Here is a 1,410-nt window from a genome sequence, read left to right as displayed (position 1 = left end):
CTGACTGACAGACTGCTTTGATGTGCGACCGACGACGACCAGCGGCAACATCATCACGCAGAGCATCATTTTCAGCTTTAGCATCAGCTAACTCCTTCGTGTATTTTGCATCGAGCGCAGCAACATCACGCTGACGCATCTGCATGTCAGTAATTGCCGCGTTCGCCAGCTTCAGTTCTCTGGCATTTTTGTCGCGCTGGGCTTTGTAGGTAATGGCGTTATCACGGTAATGATCAACAGCCCATGACAGGCAGACGATGATGCAGATAACCAGAGCGGAGATAATCGCGGTGACTCTGCTCATACATCAATCTCTCTGACCGTTCCGCCCGCTTCTTTGAATTTTGCAATCAGGCTGTCAGCCTTATGCTCGAACTGACCATAACCAGCGCCCGGCAGTGAAGCCCAGATATTGCTGCAACGGTCGATTGCCTGACGGATATCACCACGATCAATCATAGGTAAAGCGCCACGCTCCTTAATCTGCTGCAATGCCACAGCGTCCTGACTTTTCGGAGAGAAGTCTTTCAGGCCAAGCTGCTTGCGGTAGGCATCCCACCAACGGGAAAGAAGCTGGTAGCGTCCGGCGCCTGTTGATTTGAGTTTTGGGTTTAGCGTGACAAGTTTGCGAGGGTGATCGGAGTAATCAGTAAATAGCTCTCCGCCTACAATGACGTCATAACCATGATTTCTGGTTTTCTGACGTCCGTTATCAGTTCCCTCCGACCACGCCAGCATATCGAGGAACGCCTTACGTTGATTATTGATTTCTACCATCTTCTACTCCGGCTTTTTTAGCAGCGAAGCGTTTGATAAGCGAACCAATCGAGTCAGTACCGATGTAGCCGATAAACACGCTCGTTATATAAGCGAGATTGCTACTTAGTCCGGCGAAGTCGAGAAGGTCACGAATGAACTAGGCGATAATGGCGCACATCGTTGCGTCGATTACTGTTTTTGTAACCGCACCGCCATTATATCTGCCGCGAAGGTACGCCATTGCAAACGCAAGGATTGCCCCGATGCCTTGTTCCTTTGCCGCGAGAATGGCGGCCAACAGGTCATGTTTTTCTGGCATCTTCATGTCTTACCCCCAATAAGGGGATTTGCTCTATTTAATTAGGAATAAGGTCGATTACTGATAGAACAAATCCAGGCTACTGTGTTTAGTAATCAGATTTGTTCGTGACCGATATGCACGGGCAAAACGGCAGGAGGTTGTTAGCGCGACCTCCTGCCACCCGCTTTCACGAAGGTCATGTGTAAAAGGCCGCAGCGTAACTATTACTAATGAATTCAGGACAGACAGTGGCTACGGCTCAGTTTGGGTTGTGCTGTTGCTGGGCGGCGATGACGCCTGTACGCATTTGGTGATCCGGTTCTGCTTCCGGTATTCGCTTAATTCAGCAC

At 49.9% G+C, this 1,410-nt stretch carries 2 protein-coding genes and 1 pseudogene; all 3 read right to left on the bottom strand.

Features of this window, described 5'->3' with window-relative positions:
* The coding region (locus tag VER_RS10245; protein WP_162100704.1) for a lysis protein at positions 1-304 on the bottom strand (304 nt) is incomplete at its 3' end.
* Positions 301-777, bottom strand: a complete 477-nt coding sequence (locus tag VER_RS10240) for a glycoside hydrolase family protein (RefSeq protein ID WP_000229403.1) — start codon at positions 775-777, stop codon at positions 301-303. The genes VER_RS10240 and VER_RS10245, both read right to left, overlap by 4 nt.
* Positions 761-1,078, bottom strand: a pseudogene (locus VER_RS10430) (phage holin, lambda family). The gene VER_RS10240 and the pseudogene VER_RS10430 overlap by 17 nt, the downstream one beginning before the upstream one ends.
* Between the last annotated feature and the right edge of the window lie 332 nt (positions 1,079-1,410).

Origin of the sequence: Veillonella sp. R32 (assembly GCF_010093125.1) — a bacterium.
In the GTDB taxonomy this organism is placed as follows: Bacteria; Bacillota; Negativicutes; order Veillonellales; family Veillonellaceae; genus Veillonella_A.
The sequence above is the reverse complement of the archived record's forward strand: the minus strand, read 5'-3'. Positions and strand labels throughout refer to the sequence as shown.